Annotated in this window: 22 protein-coding genes; 12 read left to right on the top strand and 10 right to left on the bottom strand. The window is 65.6% G+C overall.

Going from position 1 to position 26349, the window contains the following annotated elements; all coding sequences use genetic code 11:
* Positions 1–29 precede the first annotated feature (29 nt).
* Both FNV92_RS24820 and FNV92_RS24815 read right to left on the bottom strand, forming a co-directional pair.
* On the bottom strand, positions 30–800 hold the full coding sequence (locus FNV92_RS24820; RefSeq protein ID WP_143844162.1) for an SDR family NAD(P)-dependent oxidoreductase: 771 nt from the start codon (positions 798–800) through the stop codon (positions 30–32).
* Between the two features lie 179 nt (positions 801–979).
* The gene (locus FNV92_RS24815) at positions 980–1267 is read right to left on the bottom strand and encodes a hypothetical protein (RefSeq protein WP_008136644.1); all 288 of its coding nucleotides are present in this window, start codon (positions 1265–1267) and stop codon (positions 980–982) included.
* A gap of 56 nt (positions 1268–1323) precedes the next feature.
* On the opposite strand from FNV92_RS24815, the gene FNV92_RS24810 reads away from it, so the two are divergent.
* The 3 genes from FNV92_RS24810 (at position 1324) to FNV92_RS24800 (ending at position 7271) form a co-directional block, all read left to right on the top strand.
* Positions 1324–2724, top strand: coding sequence for a CoA transferase (locus FNV92_RS24810; protein WP_143844163.1), 1401 nt, complete (start codon positions 1324–1326; stop codon positions 2722–2724).
* A 145-nt stretch (positions 2725–2869) separates the two neighbouring features.
* Complete coding sequence (locus FNV92_RS24805) at positions 2870–4114, top strand: efflux RND transporter periplasmic adaptor subunit (RefSeq protein ID WP_015687440.1); 1245 nt, start codon at positions 2870–2872, stop codon at positions 4112–4114.
* Positions 4115–4154: 40 nt separating this feature from the next.
* A complete protein-coding gene (locus FNV92_RS24800; protein WP_143844164.1) occupies positions 4155–7271 on the top strand; it encodes an efflux RND transporter permease subunit in 3117 nt (1038 codons plus the stop codon).
* Positions 7272–7281: 10 nt separating this feature from the next.
* On the opposite strand, the gene FNV92_RS24795 is transcribed toward FNV92_RS24800, so the two are convergent.
* The 5 genes from FNV92_RS24795 to FNV92_RS24775 form a co-directional block, all read right to left on the bottom strand.
* Entirely contained in the window at positions 7282–7908 is a 627-nt protein-coding gene (locus FNV92_RS24795; protein ID WP_041748450.1) for a LysE family translocator, read from the bottom strand.
* 199 nt (positions 7909–8107) lie between these two features.
* On the bottom strand, positions 8108–9019 hold the full coding sequence (locus FNV92_RS24790) for an amidohydrolase family protein (protein WP_143844165.1): 912 nt from the start codon (positions 9017–9019) through the stop codon (positions 8108–8110).
* 59 nt (positions 9020–9078) lie between these two features.
* Positions 9079–10509, bottom strand: coding sequence for a TolC family outer membrane protein (locus FNV92_RS24785; protein WP_143844166.1), 1431 nt, complete (start codon positions 10507–10509; stop codon positions 9079–9081).
* 188 nt (positions 10510–10697) lie between these two features.
* Positions 10698–11477, bottom strand: coding sequence for an enoyl-CoA hydratase (locus FNV92_RS24780; protein WP_143844167.1), 780 nt, complete (start codon positions 11475–11477; stop codon positions 10698–10700).
* Between the two features lie 140 nt (positions 11478–11617).
* Positions 11618–12316 (bottom strand): hypothetical protein, encoded by a 699-nt coding sequence (locus tag FNV92_RS24775; protein ID WP_143844168.1) that lies wholly within the window; start codon positions 12314–12316, stop codon positions 11618–11620.
* A 291-nt stretch (positions 12317–12607) separates the two neighbouring features.
* Between FNV92_RS24775 and FNV92_RS24770 the strand changes: the two genes are divergently transcribed.
* From FNV92_RS24770 to paoC, 5 genes are all read left to right on the top strand, one after another.
* Positions 12608–13153, top strand: a complete 546-nt coding sequence (locus tag FNV92_RS24770; protein WP_143844169.1) for a sigma-70 family RNA polymerase sigma factor — start codon at positions 12608–12610, stop codon at positions 13151–13153.
* A gap of 2 nt (positions 13154–13155) precedes the next feature.
* On the top strand, positions 13156–13794 hold the full coding sequence (locus tag FNV92_RS24765) for an NrsF family protein (protein ID WP_143844170.1): 639 nt from the start codon (positions 13156–13158) through the stop codon (positions 13792–13794).
* Between the two features lie 193 nt (positions 13795–13987).
* Positions 13988–14647 carry an aldehyde dehydrogenase iron-sulfur subunit PaoA gene (paoA, locus tag FNV92_RS24760; protein ID WP_143844171.1) on the top strand — a complete coding sequence of 220 codons (660 nt, stop codon included), beginning with the start codon at positions 13988–13990 and terminating at the stop codon, positions 14645–14647.
* On the top strand, positions 14644–15594 hold the full coding sequence (locus tag FNV92_RS24755; RefSeq protein ID WP_143844172.1) for an FAD binding domain-containing protein: 951 nt from the start codon (positions 14644–14646) through the stop codon (positions 15592–15594). The genes paoA and FNV92_RS24755 overlap by 4 nt, the downstream gene beginning before the upstream one ends.
* Before the next feature lie 3 nt (positions 15595–15597).
* Entirely contained in the window at positions 15598–17802 is a 2205-nt protein-coding gene (gene paoC, locus FNV92_RS24750; protein ID WP_143844173.1) for an aldehyde oxidoreductase molybdenum-binding subunit PaoC, read from the top strand.
* Between the two features lie 26 nt (positions 17803–17828).
* Here paoC and FNV92_RS24745 read toward each other — a convergent pair whose 3' ends face one another.
* Together FNV92_RS24745 and FNV92_RS24740 are read right to left on the bottom strand one after the other, a co-directional pair.
* Positions 17829–18929 (bottom strand): DUF2336 domain-containing protein, encoded by a 1101-nt coding sequence (locus FNV92_RS24745; RefSeq protein ID WP_015687428.1) that lies wholly within the window; start codon positions 18927–18929, stop codon positions 17829–17831.
* A 63-nt stretch (positions 18930–18992) separates the two neighbouring features.
* Positions 18993–20150 (bottom strand): GGDEF domain-containing protein, encoded by a 1158-nt coding sequence (locus FNV92_RS24740; protein ID WP_143844174.1) that lies wholly within the window; start codon positions 20148–20150, stop codon positions 18993–18995.
* Between the two features lie 439 nt (positions 20151–20589).
* Between FNV92_RS24740 and FNV92_RS24735 the strand changes: the two genes are divergently transcribed.
* From FNV92_RS24735 to FNV92_RS24720, 4 genes are all read left to right on the top strand, one after another.
* Positions 20590–21159 carry a sigma-70 family RNA polymerase sigma factor gene (locus tag FNV92_RS24735; protein WP_015687426.1) on the top strand — a complete coding sequence of 190 codons (570 nt, stop codon included), beginning with the start codon at positions 20590–20592 and terminating at the stop codon, positions 21157–21159.
* Entirely contained in the window at positions 21156–21851 is a 696-nt protein-coding gene (locus tag FNV92_RS24730) for a hypothetical protein (RefSeq protein ID WP_015687425.1), read from the top strand. The genes FNV92_RS24735 and FNV92_RS24730 overlap by 4 nt, the downstream gene beginning before the upstream one ends.
* 15 nt (positions 21852–21866) lie before the next feature.
* Positions 21867–23579: a S8 family serine peptidase gene (locus FNV92_RS24725; RefSeq protein WP_143844175.1), complete on the top strand. Its 1713-nt coding sequence runs from the start codon at positions 21867–21869 to the stop codon at positions 23577–23579.
* A 481-nt stretch (positions 23580–24060) separates the two neighbouring features.
* Positions 24061–24783 (top strand): TIGR03809 family protein, encoded by a 723-nt coding sequence (locus tag FNV92_RS24720; RefSeq protein ID WP_143844176.1) that lies wholly within the window; start codon positions 24061–24063, stop codon positions 24781–24783.
* On the opposite strand, the gene FNV92_RS24715 is transcribed toward FNV92_RS24720, so the two are convergent.
* On the bottom strand, positions 24780–26150 hold the full coding sequence (locus tag FNV92_RS24715) for a TIGR03808 family TAT-translocated repetitive protein (RefSeq protein ID WP_143844177.1): 1371 nt from the start codon (positions 26148–26150) through the stop codon (positions 24780–24782). The two genes, FNV92_RS24720 and FNV92_RS24715, sit on opposite strands and share 4 nt — an antisense overlap.
* Positions 26151–26349 lie beyond the last annotated feature (199 nt).

Raw genomic sequence — 26349 nt, 5'->3', positions numbered from 1 at the left:
GATGACGGAACTGGCAGGGACGCGCTTCCCTAGAAATTCACCCTGTTCGAGATCGCGCCATCCACAACGAGATTCGAGCCCGTGGTGAACCCCGACACCGGGCTCGCCAGGAACACCGCCGCGCTCGCGATCTCCTGCGGCGTCGCCATGCGGCCGGTGGGGTTGCGCTTCATGGCATCATTGTAACGCTCTGGCATGTTCTGCTCGATCATGTTCCAGACGCCGCCCTTGAAATAGACCGTGCCGGGCGACACGACATTGACGCGGATCTTCTTCTTCGCGTATTGCCGTGCCAGTCCCTTGGCCATGTGGATCAGCGCCGCCTTGATCGGGCCGTAGGAGCTGGCGAGATCGGCCTGCGCCGCCGAGATCGAGGAGATGATGACGAAGGCCGCATCGCCGCGCTTCTCGCCGCTGGCTTCGAGGAACGGCCGCGCGGCATCGAACGCATGCACGGCGCCGAGTACATCAAGCCGGAAGTTCTGCTCCCAGGACACTGCATCGTGGCCTTGCGCCATTGCGCCGGCGTTGGAGAACAGCATGTCGATGCCGCCGAGCTCGTTTGCTGCGCTCTCGATCCAGGATTTCAGCGCCGCGCCATCGGTGACGTCGACCGCACCACCAGTGGCGTTGATACCGCTTGCCTTCAATTCGGCAACAGTAGCCGCGACCTGATCGGCATTGCGCGCGCACACCGCCACATGGGTGCCTTCGCCGGCCAGCGTCGCCGCAATCGCCCGCCCGATGCCGCGCGTGCCGCCGAGCACAATGGCGTTCTTTCCTTTGAGACCGAGATCCATTGGTTGGTTTTCCTTTTTGTTGATAGCAAGAAGTGTAGCTGTTTCAGAAGACCCGCAGAAGCCTCCATATCGTCGTTGCGAGCGCAGCGAAGCGACGACGCAATCCAGACTGTGTCAGCGGAACGATTCTGGATTGCTTCGCTACGCTCGCAATGACGTGCAGAAGGGAGCGGCCCGCCTCACTCCGGCGCCGCCCCCACCGGCGGGCCGCCGGGCGGGCGGTGCAGGAAGGTCAGCGACGCGTACGCGCCGGCCCAGGAGCCGATCGCGGCGAAGGCCACGTAGAAGGCGTTTTCGGTATAGCTGATCACCGCGTAGGAGGAGAGCAGATACCACACCGCGCTCCAGTTCGCCGCCGGCACGCGCTTGCGCGCGATCACGGCCGAGGTGAACATGACATAGACCGCGTCGGTGGCCGCCGTTGCGATGAATACGGCGCCTGCGGTGAGGGGATCGATCGCGGCCATTGCAATCCTTTCTGCGGTCATGACATGGTCGCGAAAAGTAGAGGGAGAGACGCGGTATGCAAAGTCCCGCCGACATTCTCAACGATATCTGGACCTCTGCGGGCGGCGAGCCGGCTGCGCTTGCGCGTGTCCGGCTGACCGGCGAAGAGCCGCAGATCCCGTCGTCGTTTCGCGTCGCCGTCGCCGGACAGACCACGATCGCTGCCGCAGGTCTCGCCGCGGCCGAGATCTGGCGGCAGCGCAGCGGGCAGGCACAGGACGTCTCCGTCGACATGCGCCACGCCGTCGCCGAATGCCGCTCCGAGCGCTATTTGCGCCTCGACGACAAGCCGCCGCCCCCGGCCTGGGACGCCATCGCCGGCGTCTACAGGACCGGCGACAACCGCTTCGTCCGCTGCCACACCAATTTCCCGCATCACCGCGACGCCGTCTGCAAGGTGCTCGGCTGCGAACCCGAGCGCGAGAAGGTGCAGGCCGCGCTCATGCAGTGGAAGGGCGAGGATTTCGAGACTGCGGCTTACGCTGCCGGCGGCGTCGTTGCCCTGATGCGCTCCTACGACGATTGGTCTGCGCTGCCGCAGGCGCGCGCGCTCGCCGAGCTGCCGCTGGTCTCGATCGAGAAGATCGGCGAGGCTCCGCCGAAGCCGTGGCCGGATGGCGATCGCCCGCTCGCAGGCCTGCGCGTGCTCGATCTGTCCCGCGTCATCGCGGGCCCCGTCGCCGGCCGCACGCTCGCCGCTCACGGTGCCGATGTGCTGCTGGTCTCAGGTCCGGACTTGCCCGCCATTCCCTGGCTCACGATCGACACCGGTCGCGGCAAGCTCACGACGTGCATCGAGCTGAAGAGTGAAGCGGGCAGGGCGCAGCTGCGCGCGCTGCTGCGGGACGCCGACATCTTCTCGCAAGGCTATCGCCCGCGCGCGCTCGCCGCCCTCGGCTTCGCGCCAGAGGAGGCGGCAAGCATCAATCCCGGCATCGTTTACGTCACGCTGTCGGCTTATGGCCACACCGGCCCGTGGGCCGAGCGACGCGGCTTCGATTCGCTGGTGCAGACCACGACGGGCTTCAACCATGCCGAGGGGCAAGCCGCCGGCATCGAGGGTCCCAAGGAATTGCCCGCACAGATGCTCGACCACGCCACCGGCTATCTGATGGCGTTCGGCGCGATGATGGCCAAGGCGCGCCAGGCCCGCGAAGGCGGCAGCTGGCACGTGCGCGTGTCGCTGGCGCAGACCGGGCGCTGGCTGTGGAATCTCGGTCGGCTCGACGGCGGCTTGAACACCCCTGATCTCACGGGCGAGGCCGTACATGCTGCGTTCATAGAGCCCATGCCATCTGGCTTCGGCATGCTGAAAGCAGTGCGCCATTCAGCACTGCTGTCGGCGACGCCGGCGCAATGGAGCCGTCCGGCGATGCCGCTCGGCAGTCATCCGGCACAGTGGCCGGCGCGAAGCTGACATGAAGCTGACGTGTCGCAAAATTTTAACGCAAACCGAAAGATGGCCAGCGTTTTTTAGGTTGTTTGAAATCGCAATTCGGCACTATTAGCGCGACCGATAAGGCAGGCGTCTGCCAGGATCGTCGCAGACACGACCGGGCCCCATGGTAGTTGAAAATACCAAGCGATTGCAGTTGGTTACGAAACGACGGGTGATCTCATCCGTAGTTTTACTAGCTCTTGCCGGTGCCGGGGCCTACGGCTTTCTCTATGCGGGGTCCAAGGACAAGAAGCATTCCGAGATTTCCAGCCAGTCGCGCAGGAATGCGCAGAACTTCACGCCGTCGCCGTCCGAATGGGCGACGCTGACGATCGAGCCGGTCAAGGCCAAGACCTTCCGGGCCGAGTATGTCACCGAGGGCAAGGTCGCAGTCGACGAAGACCGTTCGACGCCGGTGTTCTCGCCTTACGCAGGCCGGGTCACCAAGCTGCTTGCCAAGCCCGGCGAGATGCTGAAGCAAGGTCAACCGCTGTTCACGATCGAGGCCGCCGACACCGTGCAGGCCCAGAACGATTTCATCGCCGCGATGACCTCGCAGAACAAGGCGAAGTCGGCGGTCGATCTCGCCGACATCCAGTTCAAGCGCGCCAAGGACCTCTACGAAGGCCACGCCATTCCGCTGAAGGACTACCAGCAGGCGGAAGCGACCCAGGTCCAGGCGCAGAACGACATGCGCTCCTCGGGGACGGCGCTGGAGGCCGCGCGCAGCAAGCTGCGCATTCTCGGTTTCACCGACGAGACCATCAAGGTGTTCCAGGACAAGGGCGTCATCGATCGGGAGGTCACGATCTACTCGCCGATCGCCGGCACGGTCGTGCAGCGCAAGATCGGCCCCGGCCAGTACGTCAATTCCGGCGCCAGCGATCCGGTCTTCGTGATCGGCGATCTCTCCACGGTCTGGCTCACCGCCTTCGTGCGCGAGAGCGACGCGGCCGCGGTGTGCATCGGGCAGGACATCAGCGTCAACGTGATGGCGCTGCCCGGCCGTCCGCTGACCGCGAAGATCAACTACGTCGCTGCCGCGATCGACCCCGCCACCCGCCGTCTGCTGGTCCGCGCCACCATCGACAACAAGGACGGGCTGCTCAAGCCCGAGATGTTCGCCAACGTCACGATCTATTCGGCCGGCGACCGTGCCGCGCCTGCCGTGCCGAAGCAGGCGCTGATCTACGAGGGCGACCAGGTCCGCATCTGGGTCGCTCGCGAGGACAAGTCGGTCGAGCTGCGTCAGATCAAGATCGGCCTCATCAACGGCAACCTCGTCGAGGTCACCAGCAACCTGAAGCCCGGTGAGCAGATCGTCGTCAAGGGCAGTCTGTTCATCGACCGCGCGGCGTCCGGTAGCTGATCGGCGACCCAAAAAAACTGAAGCCAGACTGAAGACCTGAATGGATCGCCTCGTCGCACTTGCCGTCAACCGGCGCTTCCTGATGGTCGGCATGTTCGTCGCCGTGCTCATCGGCGGCCTGATCGCCTTCAACCAGCTCAACATCGAGGCCTATCCCGATCCGACCCCGCCGATGGTCGACATCGTGACGCAAAGTCCGGGCCTGTCGGCCGAAGAGATCGAGCGCTACATCACGATCCCGATCGAGACCCAGGTCGCGGGTCTGAAGAACATCACGACCATCCGTACCATCTCGCTCTACGGTCTTTCCGACGTCAAAATCCAGTTCTCCTTCGCCTACACCTATGACGAGGCGTTGCAGCAGGTGCTGAACCGCCTGGCGCAGCTCGCGCCGCTGCCGGGCAATGTGCAGCCGCAGATCTCGCCGCTCAGCCCGATCGGCGAAATTTTCCGCTATCGCCTCGTCGGTCCGCCCAACTACAGCGTGCTCGATCTCAAGACCATCCAGGACTGGATCCTGCAGCGCCGTTTCCGCTCCGTGCCTGGCGTGATCGACGTCACCGGCTGGGGTGGCAAGAGCAAGACCTACGAGATCCAGGTCGATTTCAACAAGCTCGTCGCCAACGGCCTGACGCTGCCGCAACTGCTCCAGGCGGTCGGCAACGCGAACGTCAATGTCGGCGGCAACACCGTCAATATCGGCCAGCAGTCGGCCGTGGTGCGCGGCGTCGGCCTGATCCGTTCGATCGACGATATCGCGAATACGATGGTCTCGCAGACAGGCGGCAACCCGGTGCTGGTGAAGGACGTCGCCACCGTCACCGTCGGCCAGAAGCCCCGTCTCGGCATCGCCGGCCTCGACGACTCCGACGACATCGTGCAGGGCATCGTCCTGATGCGCCGCGGCGAGCAGAGCTCGCCGACCATCAAGCGCGTTCACCAACTCGTTCAAACCATCAACGACTCCAGCATCCTGCCGCCCGGCGTGCGCATCGAGCGCATCTACGACCGCGGGGACCTGATCGAGCTCACCACCCACACCGTGCTGCACAACATGGTGGTCGGCATTTTGTTGATCGTGCTGCTGCAGTGGATCTTCCTCGGCGATCTCCGCAGCGCGCTGATCGTCGGCGCCACCATTCCGTTCGCGCTGTTCTTCGCCGTGATCATCCTGGTGTTGCGCGGCGAGTCGGCAAACCTGCTGTCGGTCGGCGCCATCGATTTCGGCCTGATCGTCGATGCCACCGTCATCATGGTGGAGGCGATCTTCCGGCGCCTGACCCAGACGACACCGATGTCGGAAGCCGAGCACATGTCGCACGAGACGCTGTTCGGCATGAAGAGCCATGCCATCCTCAGCGCTGCGGCCGACGTGTCGCGCTCGATCTTCTTTGCCGCGGCGATCATCATCGCCGCGTTCCTGCCGCTGTTCACGCTGTCCGGCGTCGAGGGCAACATCTTCGGACCGATGGCGCGCACCTATGCCTACGCACTCGCCGGCGGCCTGCTTGCGACGTTCACGGTGACGCCGGCACTGTCCGCGATCATCCTGCCCGCGCATGTCCATGAGACCGAGACCAGGGTGATGCTGGTCCTGCATCGGATCTACATGCCGGTGCTGAATTGGGCCGTCGCCAACCGCGGCATCATGCTCGGCGCCGCGGTCGGCCTCGTGCTGATGACGGTGGCGCTCAGCCGGCTGCTCGGTCTTGAATTCCTACCGAAGCTGGAAGAGGGCAACCTCTGGATCCGCGCGACGCTGCCGCCGACCATCTCGCTCCAGGAGGGCAACTCCTACGTCAACGAGATGCGCAAGGTGATCCGGGCCCGGCCCGAGGTCGAGTCCGTGGTGTCGCAGCACGGCCGCCCCGACGACGGCACCGATGCCGCCGGTTTCTTCAACGCCGAGTTCTTTGCGCCGTTGAAACCCGTCAGCCAATGGCCCGGCACCCGCGACAAGGAGGAGCTGACCGCGCAGCTGCTCAAGCAGCTTGACGACCGCTTCCCCGGCGTCGAGTTCAACTTCTCGCAATATCTGCAGGACAACGTCTCCGAAGCCGTCTCCGGCGTGAAGGGCGAGAACTCGATCAAGCTGTTCGGCAGCGATCTCCAGGCGCTCACGGATACCGCCAACAAGATCAAGTCGGTGCTGGCCACCGTCCAGGGCGTGACGGATCTGGCGGTGTTCACCTCGCTCGGCCAGCCGACCGTCCAGATCGACATCGACCGCGCCAAGGCCGCGCGCTATGGGCTCGCGCCCGGCGACATCAACGCCACCATCAAGGTCGCGATCGGCGGCGACACCGCGGGCGATCTCTACGAGCCGGGAAGCGACCGTCACTTCCCGATCATCGTGCGCCTCGCGCCGGAATACCGCCGGAGCGCCGAGGCGATCCAGAATCTGCGGATCGGCGCGCCGGGACCGAACGGCACCGTCACGCAGATCCCGCTGAGCGAGGTCGCCACCATCAGCCTCGTCTCGGGCGCGGCCTACATCTACCGCGAGCAGCAGGAGCGCTATCTGCCGATCAAGTTCTCGGTGCGCGAGCGCGACCTCGGCAGCGCGATCCGCGAGGCCCAGGACAAGATCGCCGAACAGGTGCAGCTGCCGCCCGGCTCGCACATGGAATGGGTCGGCGAGTTCGGCAATCTCCAGGATGCAATCCGCAGGCTCTCGATCGTGGTGCCGATCTCGCTGGCGCTGATCGGCGTCCTGCTCTGGTTCAATTTCGGTTCGATGGTCGACACGCTGCTGGCGATGAGCGTGATTCCGATGGCGATCTTCGGCGGCGTGCTCGGGCTGTTGATCACCGGCACCGCGTTCAGCGTCTCGGCCGCGATCGGCTTCATCGCGCTGTTCGGCATCGCCGTGATGGACGGCATCATCATCCTGTCGCAGTTCAACCAGCTCATCGAAGAGGGCATGGACCGCATGAGTGCGGTGATACGCACCGGCGAATTGCAACTCCGGCCCGTGCTGATGACCTGCGTCGTCGCAGGCATCGGCCTGTTGCCCGCGGCGCTGTCGGAGGGCATCGGCTCGCAGGTACAGAAGCCGCTCGCGGTCGTCGTCGTCACCGGCATGATGCTGGCGCCGGTCGTGATCCTTGTGACCCTGCCGGTCCTGATCTCCTTCTTCTCCCGCCGCGCGCGCTGACCGCCGCCCGTCACAGCATCCGCTGCGCGATTCGTATCAGCATCGTGGTGCCGAGCCCGAGCAGCATCAGGCTGGCGAACCGGCGGCTCAGCGACAGCATCCGCGGCGTCAGCCTTGACCGCGCGGTTGCCACCGTCGTGCTGAGCATAGTCCACCACACCGCGGAGCCGACGAATACGCCCGCGATCAGCGGCGCTGCTGCGGATTGCGTAGAGAACGCGTTCAGCGCGGCCAGAAACAGGATCACCGTGAGCGGATTGGTGAACCCGAGCGCGATGGCGCTGAGATAGGCGCGCGCCAGGCGCACCCTGTCGAATTCACCGGTCTCCTGAAGCGTGACGGAACCGCGGTGGGTCCGGATCGCGAACCACAGCAGGGTGAGTGCGGAGACGATACCGAAGCCAACCGCATTGGCCTCGACCCAGGGCTGCGCAAGTGCGCCGAGGCCCAGGACCGCGAAGGCGCTGTAGGCAAGATGCACGGTGGCCGCACCGAAGCCGGTTGCGAGGCCGGTGGCCACGCCCGATGCCAAGGTGCGCTGGATGCACAGCATGCCCATTGGTCCGATGGGAGCGGCGACGGTGAAGCCAATTCCGATGCCGGAGAAAAGCGCGGCGAGATAATGCGATAAAGGCATGGTTCCGCACGAACAAATGAAATCTGTGCGTGCGTACCCGTGAAACGGAATCCTTGCCTCGACCGAAAGGGTGAAAAGCCAAAGGAAACTCAAACACGTTCGTGTGAGTCAGATGTTGTTGTGCTCTCGCGACAACAGTTCCATGACTCGAATTGGAATTACATCGCGCGCCGTTGAACCTAATGGCGCGTGCCGCGACTCAGAACCCGTAAAGTCGCGCCGGATTGTCGACCAGGATCTTCTTGCGCACATCCGCATCCGGTGCCCACACCGGCAACTGATTCAGCAGGCGGCCGTCGTCGATCGGATAGAACGGCGCGAGGTCGGAGGCCTTCCGCCCGGGCAACGGAACCGAATCGGGATGAGGCCAGTCGGTTCCCCACACGACGCGGTCCGCGTTCGCCGCGATCAACGCACGCGCGTAGGGCGCCACGTCCTGATAATCAGGTGCGAGCTTCGACGAGCGATAGGCGCCGGAGATCTTGACATAAGCCTTGCCGGATTTGACGAGCGTGATCAGGTCGGCAAATCCCGGCTGTTCCAGCCCGAGTGAAGCCTCGGCGCCGCCGAAGTGATCGAACACGGCAGGCACCGGCGAAGCCAGCACCAGATCCTTGATCGCCGAGATGATCGGCAGCGTGGCGTAGAGCTGCACGTGCCAGCCGCGCGCCTTCATGCGTTCGACCGCGGCGGTGAAGCGAGCGCGTCCGACATCGGGATTGTTGATGCCGTCGGTCGCAAGATTGATACGGATGCCGCGGAAGCCGTCCGCCTGCATCGCATCGAGTTGCGCCTCGCTCGTCTTGTCGTCGATCACAGCAACCCCGCGCGCAGTCGCGCCGCGCGCCTTGATGCCGAACGAAGTGGAGGAGTTGTCGGTGCCATAGACGCTCGGCGTCACGATCACGACGCGCTCGATATGGAGTGCCTTGTGCAGGGCGGCCATTTCCTCCGGCGAAGCCGGCCCCGGCGTGTAGACGCGTCCAGCAAAGAACGGAAACTTCTCGACGTCGCCATGAATGTGCGTGTGGCAGTCGCAGGCATGCGCCGGGACGTCGAAGTTGATCGGCGTCGCGGGCTGTGATGCGCGGGCGTGGGCGTAGCTGGCCATGGGGACTCCGGCGGCGAGGGAGCGAATTGTGTTGTGCGTCTAAGCGCTACGACAGGATATCACTGCCCCGACGGCGTGCGCAGGCCGTGCCAGGCATCGCGGACCTGCTGGTAGTGCACCTCGGGCAGGTAGTCCGGCGTGTTCAGGCTCAGGGTCTTGACGTCGAGATGACCGACCGCGCTCAGCAGCGTGTAGGAGGCGATGACGCGGTCGCGCAGTGCGCTGATCAGGCGGGCCTTGGCCTGGATGAGATCGGCCTGCGAGTTCAGCACATCCACCGTGGTGCGCTGGCCGCCGGCGGCTTCGCGCTGCACGCCCTGCAGCGCGACGGTCGCGGCCTTCACCTCGGACTCCGAGGCCGAGACCGCGATCTTGGCGCCTTCATTGGCAACCCACGCGCTGGTCGCGGCCGTGCGCGCCTGGTTGCGAACCTGGTCGAGCACGAGCCGGCTCTGCGCCGTGATCTCCTTGGCCTGCCGGGTCTGCGCGGCGGCCTGGCCGCCGTCGTAGATCGGCACGGTGACATTGGCGACGACCGAGGCCTGATCTTCGGCAAAGGTGCCGAGCGTGGGGTCGTTGTTGCGGCTCTTGCTGGCGCTGCCCTGAATGGTGGCGCTCGGCAGCAGTGTGCCCTCGGCGAGGCGGATGTTGGTCGAGGCGACATCGACGTCGAAGCCCGCCGCCATCACCGCCGGGTGCTGGCGGATCGCCATGGTCAGCGCGTCCTCGCGGCTCTTCGGCAGATAGCGATCGACGACCTCGGCGGCCCGAAGCTGCGACGGCGCGTTGCCGATCACCTGCGCGTAGACCGCCTGGCTCACCGCGAGCGCGACTTCCGCGGCGTTGAGATCGGAGAGGCCGCGGTTGAGTCGCGCTTCGGCCTGTGCGCTGTCGGTCGGCGTGACGTCACCGGCATTGAGGCGGCGCTGGGTGACCGAGAGCGTTTCGCGCAGGAACGCGACGTTGGAGCGCTGCGCCTCGACCAGCGACTGGTTGGCCAGCACGTTGGTGTAGGCGGTGACCGCGTCGAGCAGCACGCCCTGGCCGACATTGCGCAGCGCCTCGCGGCCGGACTGCACCTGGAGCTCCGCAGCTCGCACGTTGTTGGCGGTACGGAAGCCGTTGAACAGGGTCTGCGTCACGGTGACGCCAATCACCCACGGCTTCAAATTCGCGGTCTGGATGGTGTTGTCGGGCAGCAGATTGCGAACCGATTGCAGGCCGGCGCTGAGGCTCGCCACGATCTGCGGCCGGTAGCCGGCGAGTGCCTGCGGCACGTTCTCGTCGGTCGCGCGTTGCCGCGCGCGTTCGGCGTTGAGCTGCGGATTGGTCTGGTAGGCCTTGGCGAGCGCCTCGGGCAGGGCTTCCGCCCATGCGGCGGCGGGCAGGGCGCAACAAAGCGCCAGCGCGGTCCATGTCGCAAGCACAGGACCCACGCCCGATCGATGCCGCGTCATCACGCGACCAGCTCTGGCGGCACGCCCAATCATGTAAACCCGCAAAACCCCGGCTGTCCGCCCCCGCCGACGGTGGCCTCTTAGCTGTTTAACCAGCCGAGGTCCCGCAGGCAAACTGCCGCGGGGGAAACCCCCATGTATTCCGTGCTTGTTGCAGGCGCGTCACAGCATTTTTGCGGGAGGACGCCGGAGCCTTACACCAGCCTGACCGCTCGCAGGTATTACCGGTTCTTGTTCACCGGCTTGCGCTTCTCGATGAAGGCGGCCATGCCCTCGGAGCGGTCTTCCAGCGCAAAGGTCGCGTGGAATAGGTTGCGCTCGACGCTCATGCCCTCGGCGAGCGTGGTCTCGAAGGCGCGGTTCACCGCCTCCTTGGCCATCGCGACCGCGGGCCGCGACATCGACGCGATCTTCTCCGCGGCGGCCATGACTTCGTCCATGAGCTTGTCTGCGGGCACAATGCGGCTGACGAGGCCGCTGCGCTCGGCTTCGGCCGCATCCATCATGCGGCCGGTGAGGCAGAGGTCCATCGCCTTGGCCTTTCCGATCGCGCGGGTCAGGCGCTGGGTGCCGCCGATGCCGGGAATGGTGCCGAGCGTGATCTCGGGCTGGCCGAACTTGGCGGTGTCGGCGGCGATGATGAAGTCGCACATCATGGCGAGCTCGCAGCCGCCGCCGAGCGCGTAGCCCGCGACCGCGGCGATGGTCGGCTTGCGGCAGCGCGCGATGCGATCGCCGCCGATCGCGGCGAAATCCTCCGAGAACATGTCGATGAAGCCCTTCGGCTGCATCTCCTTGATGTCGGCGCCGGCGGCGAAGGCCTTTTCGCTGCCGGTCACGACGATGCAGCCGATCGCGTCATCGCCCTCGAGATCGTCGACGGCCGCTGCGATCTCGCGGAAGACTCCGAAGGAGAGCGCGTTGAGCATCTTCGGCCGGTTCAGCTTGATGATGCCGACCGCTCCGATGCTTTCGACGATGATGTGTTCGAACGTGCTCATGCTCCACCCACGCTTTTGATTGAGCGGGCAATGTGCCCGCTGGCGCGGTGGGCTTCAAGGGGCCAGCAGCCAACGGAACGCGGGACGAGCTGCGCGTTCCGGAATCAGGCCAAGAACTAGGGCAAGAACTAGACCGAGAATTAGGCCATGAACATGCGCGCGGCGGAGGCCAGCGTCAGCAGCGTGCCCACGCCGATGAAGATCTTGCCGATCAGCGAACTCTGGTCCCAGGCCGAGCTCTGGCTGCTGGCCATGACCGGGGCGGGCCGCGGCTGCGCGTCGGTTGCGGCAATCACCGCCTTCTGCGCCGGCGGGTTGTCCTGTTGCAGGGCGCGATCGATGTCGTTGAGCTGGTCGGGCGCCACCACCTGGATCCCGGCATCGGGGGCGGCGGTATTATCGGACGCTGCCTGCACATTGTCATTGGCACGGCCCGTCATCGCGGAGGCCGCAGTCGCGGTCGGCGTGTCGGCGGCGGCGAGCTGCGCATTGGCGTTGGCGACGTCCGGCGGCATCTGGCTGGAGGCCGGCACGTCGTTGCTCGCCTTGGCCTCGGTCTTGTCCTTGGACTTCTCGGCGGTTTTGGCCTCGTCGGCCTTGGCCGCGACGTCCTTCCCGTCGGCCTTGTCGTCGGAGGATTTCTGCGCCGTCTTGCTTCCGCTCCGGCGGTTCGCGTAGGAGCGCCGCTGCTTGCCGGATTTGACGACGTCCCCCTGTTTGCTCGCACCGTCCGCTTTGGAGCTCGCGGCCGAGCTCGGTGCGGCCTGCGCGGCGCCTCCGAACAGCACGAATACAGCGGCCGTAAGAAGCAATGCCGCTCGCCTGCTGGCTTTCAACATGTTGACGATCTCCCCGATTACGCCATCCCGGGAGCGAACAGAGACCTTGGTGCATGACGACACCGGGGCAAAAAATGGGAATCTTCGGGCCACACTTGGCGAAAACGGGGCAGTCAGCCTCCAGCGGTCGGCCGCCGGGTGCGGACGAGGCCGATCGATGTTATGAGCCGTCGCGGGTTCTTGCGGCCGCTTCGGAAAGCAGGCGCCATGCCATGATCACGAATTCGTGATCATGCGGGCGCCGGCGTAACAAATTGAACAAGCGGCCGAATTGCAAGGTGAGGGGCGCGCGTGCGCGGACGTGAGGACGAGTGGACCGACCTGATGCGGTCGGCCATGGCAGGCGATGACGCGGCTTATCATCGCCTGTTGAAGGCGGTCACGCCGGTGCTGCGCGCTGCCGCGAGGCGGGGCTTGGCGCGGGCCGGGCAGCCTCCCGACCAGGCCGAGGATATCGTGCAGGAGATTCTGTTGGCGGTGCATCTGAAGCGGCACACATGGGACAGCGAGGCCCCCTTCGCCCCGTGGCTGTTCGCGATCGGCCGCAACAAGCTGATCGATACGCTCAGGCGGCGGGGCCGGAGGATCTTCGTCGACATCGACGATTTCGCCGAGACCCTGCCGGGCGAGATGCCGGAGGAGACGGCCTCTGCAGCCGAGGTCGCAGCGCAGCTCGGCACGCTGCCGCAGCGCCAGCGCGACGTGTTGCAGTCGATCGCGGTGGAGGCTGCCTCGATCAAGGATACGGCTGCGAAGTTTTCGATGAGCGAAGGTGCGGTGCGGGTCGCGCTGCATCGCGGACTTGCGGCGCTGACCGCCAAACTGCGGGACCACTAGTCATGGATACCGATCAACTCATTCGCAGCCTCGCGGCCGACAACGCCCATCGCGCGCCGCGCGTCGGCGCCATGCTGACCATGGCGTTGCTGGTGGCCGCGCCCCTGTCGATCCTGATCTTCGCGACGTTCCTCGGCGTGCGGTCCGACGTGATGAGCGCGATGCACAATCCATTCTTCGACATGAAGTTCGCGGTCACGCTGTCGCTCGCGATCCCCGCGATCATCGTCAGCCTGCATCTGTCGCGCCCAGAAGCCTTGATGCGCGGCTGGGGCTGGCTGCTGCTGCTGCCCGTCGGCCTGCTTGCGGTCGCGATCGGCGGCGAGGCGATGATGGCGCCGGCGATGCCGATGACGATGCGGATGATGGGCAAGAACTCCAGAGTGTGCCTGCTTGCGATCCCGGCGATGTCGCTGCCGCTGCTTGCGGGCGCGCTGTTCGGCCTGCGTCACGGCGCGCCGTCTCACCCCGCGCTCGCCGGTGCGCTCGCCGGCCTGGTGTCGGCCGGCCTTGCCGCGACGCTCTACGCCTCGCACTGCACCGACGACTCGCCGCTGTTCGTCGCGACCTGGTACACGCTCGCGACTGCGCTGGTGGCTGCGATAGGCGCGCTGGTGGGGTCGAGAGTCCTGCGGTACTGAGACGTTCTGCGTCAAATTGCCGTCGCGCTGGAGATCCGCGCTTTCATCGGGCCGTAGCGTCTGCCGCCACGCGCGTTCAAGTTCATTCCATTGTGAACGGCTGATCTGCTCCGCGGCTAGAAACTTACTTCGGTTGGACGACTTCTAATCAGAGCGTCGTTGGACGCTGCTGAAGCGAGGGATATGCCCAACCATGCGAAAACCCAGCGCATTTGAAATGTCGCGGCGGAACCTTTTGGTCGGAACCGCGACGTCGGTCGCAATGGGCGCCGCGTCACGCGGCGCCGAAGCTCAGAACTCTGCCGCGCCGCCTCTGACGACTGCAACTGCGACGGCGCCCGCGATGGCGACGGTGTCCTTCAACGTCAATGGCGAGGTCCGCGCCCTGAAGCTCGACACCCGGACGACATTGCTCGACGCATTGCGCGAGCACCTTCATCTCACCGGCACCAAGAAGGGCTGCGATCAGGGTCAGTGCGGCGCCTGCACCGTGATGGTCGGCGGACAGCGCATCAATTCGTGCCTGACGCTCGCAGTGATGCATGAAGGCGACAACGTCACCACGATCGAGGGGCTCGGCACGCCGGACCACATGCATCCGATGCAGGCCGCCTTCGTTGAGCATGATGGTTTCCAGTGCGGCTATTGCACGCCGGGACAGATCTGCTCGGCGGTTGCCGTGCTCGACGAGATCAAGGCCGGCATTCCCAGCCACGTCACCGGCGATCTGAATGTCGCGCCGGAATTGACGAATGCCGAGCTGCGCGAGCGCATGAGCGGCAACATCTGTCGTTGCGGTGCCTATTCCAACATCGCCGAGGCCATCACCGAGGTCGCTGGGAGGCCCGCATGAAGTCTTTTACCTACGAAAAGGCGGATTCGCCGGCGGCGGCGGCTTCCGCGGCGGTCCGGACCAGTAACGCCAAATTCATCGCGGGCGGCACCAATCTGCTCGATCTGATGAAGCTCGAAATCGAGACGCCGTCCCATCTGATCGACGTCAACGGCCTGGCCTTCGACAAGATCGAGCCGACGCCGGATGGCGGCCTGCGCGTCGGAGCGCTGGTGCGCAACACGACCTTGGCGGCCGACGCGCGGATCCGGCGCGACTATGGCCTGCTGTCGCGCGCGCTGCTGGCTGGCGCGTCCGGGCAGTTGCGCAACAAAGCGACCACCGCGGGTAATCTGCTGCAACGGACGCGCTGCCCCTATTTCTACGATACCAACCAGCCGTGCAACAAGCGCGCGCCGGGCAGCGGCTGCGCCGCTATCGGTGGCGTGACCCGCCAGCACGCGGTGATCGGCTCCAGCGACACCTGCATCGCAACCCATCCGAGCGACATGGCGATCGCCATGCGTGTGCTCGATGCGACCGTGCAGACGGTTCGTCCGGATGGCACGACGCGCGATATCCCGATCGCCGATCTCCACCGCCTACCGGGGGACACGCCGCAGATCGAGACGACGCTTGCGCCCGGCGAGCTGATCACATCGGTGACGCTTCCGAAGCCTGTCGGCGGAACGCATATCTACCGGAAGGTGCGCGACCGCGCCTCCTATGCCTTCGCATTGGTGTCGGTCGGAGCGATCGTCCAGCGCGATGGAACGGGACGGGTCGCCGTCGGTGGAATCGCTCATAAGCCATGGCGTGTCGAGGCGGCGGAGGCCGAGTTGCCCCGCGGTGCGAAGGCCGTTGCCACGCGCCTGCTCGACGGGGCCAAGCCCACCCGAGACAACGCATTCAAGCTGGCACTGGTCGAGCGCACGCTCACCGCCGTGCTCGCTGAAGCGAAAGGTTGAGCCATGAAGTTCGATACGCCCGCAACCACCAACCCGATCGACCAGCTCAAGATCATCGGTCAGCCGACCAGCCGGATCGACGGTCCTCTCAAGGCGACGGGCAGGGCAACCTATGCCTATGAGTGGCACGACACCGCGACGCGTCCTGCCTACGGCTACATCGTCGGCTCTGCCATCGCCAAGGGCCGGATTGCATCGATCGACCTGTCCCGCGCGAAGGCGGCGCCGGGCGTGATCGCGATCGTTACGGCCGAAAATGCCGGCAAGCTCGGCAAAGGCGATTACAACACGGCCAAGCTGCTTGGTGGTCCCGAAATCGACCATTACCATCAGGCGGTCGCTGTCGTCGTGGCCGAAACCTTCGAGCAAGCATGCGCCGCGGCCCAGCTCGTTCGGGTCGACTACAGTGCAAGTAAGGGTTCATTCGACCTGTCAGCCGGACGGGATGGCGCCGTAAAACCTCCCGCTGAGGACGACGGCCAGCCGGACACGAAGGTCGGAGATTTTTCTGGCGCCTTCGCTGCCGCCCCGGTGCAGCTCGATGCGACCTATACCACGCCGGATCAGGCCCATGCGATGATGGAGCCGCATGCGTCGATGGCGGCGTGGGATGGCGACAAGCTCACCTTGTGGACCTCCAACCAGATGATTGCCTGGACGACCGGCGACGTCGCGAAGACGCTCGGTCTGCCCAAGGAAAATGTTCGCCTCATTTCTCCCTTCATCGGGGGTGGATTTGGCGGAAAGCTGTTCCTGCGTTCGGACGCAGTCCTCGCGGCACTGGGCGCTCGGGCGGCCAATCGTCCCGTCAAGGTCGCCATGCAGCGCCCGCTGATGTTCAACAACACGACGCATCGTCCCGCGACGATCCAGCGAATCCGCATTGGCGCGACCCGGGAGGGCAGGATCACCGCGATCGGACACGAGAGCTGGTCGGGGAATTTGCCTGAAGGCAGGCCGGAGACGGCAGTGATGCAGACCCGTCTGCTCTATGCCGGCGCGAACCGTATGACGGCACTGCGCCTGGCGATGCTGGATCTGCCCGAGGGGAACGCCATGCGCGCGCCCGGTGAGGCGCCCGGCATGATGGCGCTGGAGATCGCGATGGACGAGATGGCGGAGCGGCTGAAGCTCGATCCCATCGAATTCCGCGCCCGCAACGACACCCAGGTCGATCCCGAACATCCCGACCGTTCCTTCTCACAGCGTCAGCTCGTCGAGTGCATGCGGATCGGCGCGGAACGCTTCGGGTGGAGCAAGCGAAACGCCGAGCCGGGCAGGCAGCGCGACGGCCGCTGGCTGGTGGGCGTGGGCATGGCGGCCGCGTTCCGCAACAATCTCCTGATGAAGTCTGGCGCGCGCGTCCGGCTCGACAGCAGCGGCACCGTGACGGTCGAGACCGACATGACGGATATCGGAACGGGCAGCTACACCATCATCGCGCAGACCGCGGCGGAGATGATGGGGCTCCCGCTCGAAAAGGTCGTCGTGCGTCTCGGCGATTCCAGCTTCCCGGTCTCCGCGGGCTCGGGCGGGCAGTTCGGTGCCAACAATTCGACCTCGGGCGTGTACGCGGCCTGCGTCAAGCTGCGCGAGGCGGTGGCGCAAAATCTCGGCTTCAACTCCGCTGATGTCGCCTTTTCGGATGGGCAGGTGACCTCGGGCAATCGAAGCGTTCCGCTCGGACAAGCGGCCTCGGACAGCGAGCTCACGGCGGAGGATTCGATCGAGTATGGCGATCTCGCCAAGACGCACCAGCAATCGACCTTCGGTGCGCATTTCGTCGAGCTCGGCGTCGACGTCGCGACTGCCGAGATCCGCGTCCGCCGGATGCTTGCCGTCTGCGCCGCGGGGCGGGTCCTCAACCCGAAGACGGCGCGCAGCCAGGTGATCGGCGCCATGACGATGGGCGTCGGCGCGGCGCTGATGGAAGAGCTGGCGGTGGATAAGCGGGCCGGCTTCTTCGTCAACCATGATCTCGCCGGCTACGAAGTGCCGGTTCATGCCGACATTCCGCACCAGGATACGATCTTCCTGGACGAGACCGACCCGATGTCCTCGCCGATGAAGGCGAAGGGGATCGGCGAGCTCGGGCTATGCGGCGTCGCAGCGGCGCTGGCTAACGCGATCTACAATGCGACCGGCATCCGGGTCCGCGACTACCCGATCACGCTGGACAAGCTGCTGCACCACATGCCCGACGTTTGATGCGGGCCGGACGCACCGCCGGCGGCTCAGGCCGCCGACGTCGTGCTCTGCATGCGGTGGAAACGCAGCACCTGCTGCGCGGTCGATGAGCGCAGGGCCTCGTAGGTATCGCGCAGCGTCAGCATGTCGGTCTGCGAGCCGCCCGAGAGCTTCTCGCGCATGGCGATGATCGCGCGCACGCTCGACCATTGCATGCCGGCAACCTTGGCAAGAATCATCACGCCCTCGGTGCGGCTCTCGATCATCATGTTCTCGGCGGTCTCGACCGCGACGCCTGCGAGCGCCGCGAGCCCCGCATTGGTCTCGTCGAACTTGCCCTGCTCGGCAAATGTCGTGACCTGCAATTCGTCGAGACGGCCGTCTTCGTGCAGCGACTTCACCAGCGCGCGCGCCATCTCGGTTTGCCGGGTCATGGCGGCGGCGCGGACGCGCTGGGCGGCCTGCTGGACCGCGCTCGATACTTCGTCGGCGAGCTCCGGATGCGCGGCCTCCAGCTTCCTGCGCACGCTCAAGGAGGCTTTCGCAATCAGTTTCAGGTAATGATGGCGCGGCAGGTCGGGCCGCAGGCCGATGCAGGTGGCGAGGTCGTCGTCGCGTTCGGCGCGTGTGACGAGATCGGTGAGACTTCCCTCGGAGAGCTGTGCGCCCGGGTTGCTGACGGTCGATTGCACCACGTCTTCGTTGCCGCGGGTCACCAGCACGTCGGTCAGCGCTTCCGACAGCACTCGCCGCAGCGAGATCGCCTTGAGATGCGCCTGGCCGCGGGTGCGCGCGATCTCCATCAGGGTCGCCTCGTCCAGCCGTTCCGATGTCGACAGCACGGGGCCGGCGACCTCGATGATCTCGTCGAGCGCGAGCGTGCGGATGATTTTCGGCGGCGCTGCTGCGATCGGCGCGAGACGGTCGGCGAGCAGCGCTCTGGCCGACGTCTCGATCTGCTCGACCAGGCAGTGAAAGACGTCGTCGAACACGCCGGTGTGCTCGTCGGAATAGTCTATCGCGTTGCCGATGAAGAGATCGGTGACGCGGCGCAACGTCTCGACCCGGCGCGCGACGGTGCCGTGCGAGAGCGCTGCCTGCAATTCCTCGAGCAGGTTCTCGGATGATTTGGCGGATCTGGATCTCATGGCCCTGTCCTGGAGCGTTCGGTCCGGCGGCGGCTTCTGACGCGCCGGAAGAAAATGAATAGGTCAGCTCGTTGCAATTCGGTTGCGCCCTTGCGCCTTGGCGGAATAGAGCGCGCTGTCGACGCGCGCGAGAAACGTGTCGGCAGTATCATTGTCGCGTAGCATGGCGACGCCGGCGGAAATGGTAACGTGCATGCTCGGAGAAAATGCACTCCAGTCGAGATCGGCGACGATCCCGCGGAGCCGTTCGAGCATGCGTTGTGCAGCGTCGCTCGTGGTGTCCGGCAGCAGCAGCAGGAATTCCTCGCCGCCATAGCGGCCAAAGCTGTCGGTCGGGCGGATGTTGGCGAAGATGGTGATCGCAAAGGTGCGAAGCACTTCGTCGCCGGTGGGGTGGCCGTGGGCGTCGTTGATGCGCTTGAACCAGTCGAGGTCGATCAGCGCGATCGCGCAAGGTGTGGAGTCCTGCCGCGCCTTTTCGATCTCTACGTCCAGATGACGCATGATGCTGCCGCGGTTATAGGAGCCGGTGAGCTCGTCGAGCTCGGCGAGTTCCTCGATGCGCTGATAAGCGGCCTTCAGCTCGATGCTGCGCTGGTACAGGATCTTGCGCAGCGTGGCGCCGAACAGGCCGAGGAAGGCGCATTGGCCGATCACCAGCACGAAGCACAGCATCGAGGCGGTCCGCTGCAGCCTCGTCGCAACGGGCATGCCGATCGGCAGGTCGGAGGCGAGGAAGACGGCGGCGAGACCGGTGGCCGCGAATGCCCAGGTGAGCACGGCCTGAGCGGAGGTCATCCGCAGCGTGCCGAACGCGAAAATCAGGAACAGAACGCTGATGAAGGCGATGCCGATCGTGGGCTCCGATACCAGGAACACGAACTGCAGCGCCATGTGCGCGGAGATCTGGAACACCGTGAGATAGTGGTCGGTCGACCTGTCCCCGACGCCGGCCTCCGACATCACGACGAAGATGCCGATGATCGAGAGGCCGCCGACCCAGAACAGCGACGGCACGTGCATCGGAACGGCGCCGTCGAAGCCGTAGAGCAGCAGGACGAAGGCGCCGAGCGAGTAGCTTGCGACCTGGCCGACATACATCTGGCGGCGCTGCCGGGCCCGGCGTGCCCGCACCTCGGGCGCGGTCACCGCGGGCGCGAGCACGAGATCCGCGGCCTCAGCGGCATTCCTCTCCGGAAGGGACGTCGCGGCCGTGCTCATGGTCTCGCCGGTGGTGGATGTCAGCCGGAAAATCTACGCGGCAAGCCTTTAGGTTTGGTATCCTTGGAAATCGAATCCGAACCGTGCAGCGCCGAACAGGACGACATCGGCCGGCGGGAGGAATTTGTCGGCGATTAGGTATCGTTTGCGATGCGGTCGAGCCAAAGCAGGGCTTCGTGAGACATACGTCGTGCAGGACTGCTATGGAACCGGACTTGGTCGGCCCGTTCGCGCTGGACGGGCATCCCACAGGAAAGTATTACAGTATTATGTTACCTATCTGGATCCAGGCCGCCAACCGCCGCGGGTGGGACAAGAAAAACGCGCGTATGTGGGGTAGATCACACAGACCCCCGTATGACTGCGGTACGTTGAAGAATTTCATACCTCCCGTCGAACCGTCCGCCGCGCCGACCCGACCAACTTTGCGAGACGGGCATTGAGCGTGACACAGGCGGCTTCGGACGAGGTCCTGATCGCCAGGATCGCTCAAGGTGACCGGCTCGCCATGCAGGTGCTGTACGGGCGGCATCATGTCAGGGTGTATCGCTTCGGGCTGAGGCTCGTGCGGGACGAGCAGGCGGCGGAAGACCTCATCAGCGAGGTGTTTCTCGACGTCTGGCGTCAAGCCGGCAAGTTCGAGGGCCGATCCGCCGTTTCCACCTGGCTGCTGGCAATTACCCGATTCAAGGCCCTGTCTGCGCTCCGGCGCAGGAAGGACGTTGGGTTGGACGACGAAGCTGCCAACGCGATCGAGGATTCGTCCGACGATCCGGAAGTCGCGGTGCAGAAAAAGGATACGAGTGAAGCGTTGCGGGAGTGTTTGACGGGCCTCTCGCCGGACCATCGGGAAATCGTCGATCTCGTCTACTACCACGAGAAATCCGTGGAAGAGGTGGCCGAAATCGTCGGGATACCGGAGAACACCGTGAAGACGCGCCTCTTCTATGCGCGCAAGAAACTGGCCGAACTGCTCAAGGCAGCCGGCGTTGAGCGAGGCTGGCCATGATGGCATTGAGCAAGAAGATGCTGGAGCAAGAGCCCAGTGAAATTGAGATGCTGCTGCCGTGGCACGCGGCCGGCACGCTGAATGCGCGCGACGCCCGCCGCGTCGAGGAGGCGCTGGCGAATGATCCGGCGCTGGCAAAGCAATATGCCGCGATCCGCGGTGAATACGAAGAGACCATCCATCTGAACGAGAGCCTCGGGGCTCCGTCGGCCCGAGCGATGCAGAAGCTGTTCGCCGCGATCGACGCCGAGCCGGCGCGGGCGACAACGTCGCTGCCGTTGTCGGCGCGCATCTCGACCTTCTTCGCGAGCCTGTCGCCGCGCGCGCTGGCCTGGTCGGCGGGCTTGGGTGCCATCGCGCTGCTGCTGCAGGCCGGCATCATCGGCGCGGTGCTGATGAAGACCCAGACCGCGACCTTCCAGACCGCCTCGCTCTCGACCAGCTCGTCGATCACGCGCGAGCTCGGGGCTGCCGCTGCACCGGCGCGCGCGCTGGTGCGCTTCACGCCCGAGGCACGCGTCGGCGACATCACCGCGCTGCTCGACAGCTACCAGGCTTCGATCATCGGCGATGCCAAGGGCGGCATGTTCCGTCTCCAGTTCGACAGGGCGATGAGCCAGGACGAACTCGCCTCGCTGCTTGGCAGGATGTCGCGCGAGAAATTCGTCAACCTCGCCGTCGCGTCGCCGTAAGGCGGCGCTGAACCGATGACGCGCAAGTCCGAGAGTGGGGCAAGATCCGGGGCCTATGCTTCGTCGGTCGGAGCCGGCCTTCTGCTTGCTGCCTGTCTTGGCGTCGAGGTCGCGCAGGCGCAGGCGATCATGCGCACGCCCACGATCAGCGTCCCGACACGCACCCCGACCATTTCTCCCAGCATCGCTGCGCGCGCCAGTCCCGGTATGGCGGCCAGAGTGGTGGCCGTCGACCGCGGCCCGCCCAGGATCGCCGCCACGACGCCCCGGATCTCGGCGCGGATGGCCCCGACGCCGGTGCTGCCCTATGCGCGCTATTCGCCGAACCTCTATCCCGCCTGCACCGCGCCCTATCGAGACGCCGCCGGCGAGTGCCTGGCGCAGCCGGATGCAGATGGCGACGGCACTGGAAAGTCCGGCAAGAAGAGCGCCGGCAACGGCCGCCGCAACAACACGCCGGTTGCCGTGAACCTGCGGACCTTCGCAGGCGAATTCGTCGCCGAGATCGACAGCGCGCTGTCGCTGACCGAGGCCGACGAGCTGGCGCGCCGGCACGGCCTGACGCGCGTCTCATCCGAGAATTTTCCGTTGATCGGGGCCACCATCGGCCTGTTCCGCATCACCGACGGCCGGCCCTCCGAGACGGTGCGGCGCGAGTTCGCCGCCGACGGCAGCGTGCGCTCGGTCCAGCCGAACTTCCGCTATGTGCTCCAGGACCAGAAATCGTCCGTGCCGATCGAAGGCGACCCCGCGCAATATGCGCTGGCCAAGCTTCGCCTGCCGCAGGCGCATACCCTGGCGCACGGCGCCAACGTGACGGTTGCCGTGATCGATTCCGGCATCGACGCCGGGCATCCCGAGCTCGCTCATTCCGTCGCCGACAATTTCGATGCGCTGGGCAGCACCGAGGGCCCGCACGTCCACGGCACCGGCATCGCCGGCGCCATCGTTGCGCATGCCAAGCTGATGGGCAGCGCGCCCGAGGCGCGCATCATCGCCATCCGCGCCTTCGGCGGCACCACGGGCGGGGCCCAGAGCTCGTCCTACGTCATCCTGCGCTCGCTCAACTACGCCGCCGAGCACGGCGCGCAGATCGTCAATATGAGCTTTGCGGGCCCCAAGGACGCGGTGATCGAGCGCGCCATCGCCGCGACCGCCGGGCGCGGGCTCGTGCTGATCGCGGCGGCCGGCAACGCCGGCGCCAAATCCCCGCCGCTCTATCCCGCCGCCAATCCCAACGTGATCGCGGTTAGCGCGACCGACCAGCAGGACAAGCTGTTCACGGCGTCCAACCGGGGCAATTACATCGCGCTGGCCGCGCCTGGCGTCGACATCTTCCTGCCGGCGCCTGATGGAAAGTACCAGATGACCTCGGGAACCTCGTTCTCGGCGGCCTATGTCTCCGGCGTCGCCGCGCTGCTGCTCGAGCGCAACTACGCGCTGAAGCCGGAAGCGCTGCGCATGACGCTGGCGAAGACCGCGCGCGACCTCGGTTCACCCGGGCGTGATGATCTGTTCGGCGACGGTGAGGCTGATGCTTTTGCCGCGGTCATGGCTGTTCCAGCCGACAGCGCGACGCCGGTCGCGGCGGCCTCAGGTACAACAAAACGTGAAGATGCCGAGAAGCGTCGCGACGAGCCCAGCGTTCGCGCCATTGAGCAACCCTCGTTGTCGAGCGCGGATGATAAAGCTGCGGTTTCTCAGGCGGATAGGCCGGCGACACGATAGCGGCTGCGACAAGATTGCACGCGCAGCGAAGGTCAAAAAATCCAACGCCGCATTGAACGTCCTGCCCGCTGCCACGACCAAATTATGTGGGAGCGGTCATCCCTCCCCATCAGTCATATTAGGCGCGAGCGCCCATCCACCCCAAGCGCCCATATGGCTCGACCCGTCCGGTTGTCCCCCCGGACGGGTCTTTTCTTTTGGGGCGTCTGTTTCTTTGAAGCTCATCAATCGTTCAGCTCCCGGTTGAAAGATCGCGCCCGCGTTCACCGCCGTCGCCCGAGCGGCCCACCGCACGTCCGTCATGCTTGCGCGAAGCTTGACTCGAAAACACAGCAAATATCCGCACGACTACGGTGTTTCCTCCCGAATTCCGTGTCCTTGCTGGACAAGTCAAAACTTTTCCACAAAATATTCATGTCGCGTCTAAATTGATTCGTTTGCGTTGCGTCGCGTCCGTATTTTTTCCTCGACGGGCTGGTTCATGACACATCGCCAAGGCGCGGCAGTTAGCCGTGACGTTGCAGCGCGCTGGTGCGCGCTCGCCGAACAGCGGCTGGAGCATCTGTCCGAAATGTTCGAGACGGGACGCTGGCGCCGCTATCACTCCGAGATCTCATTCCTCGAAAACATCCAGGAAGCCAAGCGTGCCGTACAGGCCTGGCGCGCGCTCGTAACTGGCGACGACGTCGCTGCGGCAGCTGCGCGGGTTACGCCCGCCTTTGGCTGGTCGCCAGCGGCAATGCCCCGCATAGCGCCGCGCGAGCAGCCCGCGCAGACCATGCAGCCGAAGGCCGTGCACATCGCCCCCGAGACCGCCGTGCCGGTCAGGCTCGATCCCAGGCCGGACGTATTGGCCGAAATCACCGAAGCGCCGCTTGTCCCGACCACGCCGCTGGCGGCTCCTGCTGCGGTGGCCTTGTTCACGGCACCTGATGCCGTCGCACCGCTCAGGGCACCCGCCGCGAGGGCACCGCTCACCGCACCCGTCGTAAGGCCGCCAGTCGCTGCACACGCTGCCATCGCGCCGTCCACTGCGCCGGCTGTGAAGCCACCGCCGACCAGGCCGGCCGCAATGGCGACGCTGCTGCCCCAGTTCGCTCCGCCGGCCGCCGAAATCGTCACGGCCTCCGAGCGCGTCGTCGAATTCACCTTCAGCCTCGACGGCCTGGAAGCGAAGTACCCGCTCCTGCGGAACGCGTTCTAACGCCGTACCGCGTTCCCGCCGACCACGATCTGCGCGAACCGCTGCGCGCCGTCGGCCGACAGGTCCGACGTCACCGCGCGCGCGTGATCGAGGCCGACCACGGCGCCGCGCGGGGTTTCCGAGATCATGTTGTTGTTGACGAGCGCGGTGCCGGCGCCCGGCACCACGGAGACGCCGATTCCGGCCAGCGCCTTGCGGATCACGTTGCCCGTGATCGCGACATCGCGCAGATATTTGCCCCAGCCGGCGACGATGCCGTAGGACGGCGCGTTCTCGATCACGTTGCCGGTCACCGATGAATCTGCCTCGATGTAGATTCCGACGCCGGCATCGTCGTCGGGCGCGGTGCCGATCGGCCGCTTCGGGATCAGGTTGCGGATGATGTTGCCCTGGACCACAGCGATGCGGCCGCCTTCGTTGAAATTGCAGACCGAGACCCCGACGGCAGCACCGTCCACGATGTTGTTGGCGATCACCGCGGCCTCGAACGCGAATTCCGAATAGAGCGCGACCTCGCGCACGTCGCTGACGCTGTTGCCTGATATGTGGATGTTCGAGGCCGAGTTGCCGCGCACGGCCGAGTAGTCGCAATTCCTGATGCGGTTGCCGCGCACGATCACGTTGCCGGCGCGGAAGGCGTTGATGGCGTTGCCGTACTGGCCCGAGCCGCCGGGACCGGCCTTGATGTCCTCGATGCGGTTGTCGGCAACCAGCGTGCCGTCGTCGCCGATCGTGGTGCGCAGGATCTCGATGCCGTTGTCGTTGGTGCCGGTGATGGTGTTGCGGGAGACGCTGAGGCCCCTGGCGTCGAACGAGACCACGGCCGTCACCGCGATGTTGACGAAGATGTTGCCGGAGATGTCGCCGGACACCTGCTCGAGCCAGATGCCGCTGCCGCCGGAGCCGGTGATCTCGCAATCGGTGATGCGGACGTCGCGCCCGCCGAGCACATGGATCAGCCCACGCCGTGTCGGCAGCGCAATGCCGCCGCCGTCAAAGGTGATGCCGGTGAGGCCGATCGCATCGGCGCCGTCGCTCTGGATCGCGGAGGCCCCGCCGGTGAAGACGAATTTCGTCGCGCCGCGCACGCCGAGCAGTTGCGCGCCATTCGGCAGCCGCAGCATTCCGCTGCGATAGACGCCGGGCGGCAGCGCCAGCGGCACCTGCGCGCGTGCGGCTTCGTCGATCGCGCGCTGTAGCGCACGCGTCTGGTCCTCGCTGCTGCCGGGCCTTACGCCATATTGGGTGGCATCGCGGCCAAGCAGCGACGTCAGCGGCGCAGCGCGCGCAGCATCGGCCGGCATGGCGAGCGCGCCGGCGATGCCGGCAGTCGAGGCTCCGATGAGATGACGGCGGTTGAGATCCATGACGCGTCCTTCCGCGGACGCGGGACGTGTCCGCGAGGATTAGGTAGCGCAGGGCAGCTGCGGTCGTCGGGATAGTTTGCGGTAGGGTTAAATGTTTACCGCAAGGGAGGTGCCGTAGGGTGGGTTAGCCGTAGGCGTAACCCACCCTATCACCGCGAGTACGGAACCTGCCGATGCAGAAGAGGTGAATTACGCCGCG

It is taken from the genome of Bradyrhizobium cosmicum, from assembly GCF_007290395.2.
In the GTDB taxonomy this organism is placed as follows: Bacteria; Pseudomonadota; Alphaproteobacteria; order Rhizobiales; family Xanthobacteraceae; genus Bradyrhizobium; species Bradyrhizobium cosmicum.
The sequence above is the reverse complement of the archived record's forward strand: the minus strand, read 5'-3'. Positions and strand labels throughout refer to the sequence as shown.